The organism is Synechococcus sp. RC10B2 (assembly GCF_047502635.1).
In genome coordinates this window covers 1-633 of the sequence record NZ_JANSHO010000023.1, presented here as the reverse complement: position 1 = coordinate 633, position 633 = coordinate 1, and the positions used below count along the sequence as shown (strand labels likewise).

Sequence of the window (633 nt, the reverse complement as noted above, 5' to 3'; positions counted from 1 at the left end):
CGCCGCGCACCTGCCAGGATCCCCAGGGATCCACCTGCCAGGTTAGCCGAGCTTGGCCGGGCCGCCACTCCAAAAAAGGCTGGGATCCCCCGCCGTGCAGGCTGATCAGGGCGACTTCTTCGGGGCGGGTGAGCACCTGCCGCTCGGCTCCGGCGCAGGTGAGGCTGAGGCCGGAATGGTTGGGAAAGGCGTTGCACTGGATCCAAAACCAGCGGCGAGGGAAGCTTTGTCCCCAGTTTTTTTCGGCGTAGGCGGGGGCCTGCTCGAATTCGAAGCGCCTGCCCCGCCACTCCACCCAGCCGCTGGCCAGGCCGTGGCTCATCAGGATCTGCCAGCCCGGCTCGAAGATGGGCAGATAAGACCAGGCTCCCATGGTGGCCCGCGGCGGGATCCCGTAGGCAGAGCAGAGTTGAATGCGATAGAGCCAGCGGATGGCCTCGCCTCTGACAGGATCTGGCAGGATCCCCTGGTTGAGGCGGGCGGTGTATTGGTAGCCGCTGGCGGTGTGTTGGAAGAAGGTGAGGGGCTCCTGCAGCCCTCGCCAGCTCTCGCCTGGCCCGCCAGCGTGCCCCAAGGCCAGGTGCCGCCAACTGGCCCAGAAGCGCTGTGGATTGGGGAAGGTGCGCCAATGCA

Annotated in this window: 1 protein-coding gene; it reads right to left on the bottom strand. The window is 66.7% G+C overall.

The window, feature by feature from the left end; translation table 11 throughout:
• On the bottom strand, positions 1 to 633 hold a 633-nt coding region (locus NW855_RS03765; RefSeq protein ID WP_414508364.1), incomplete at both ends, for a tocopherol cyclase family protein.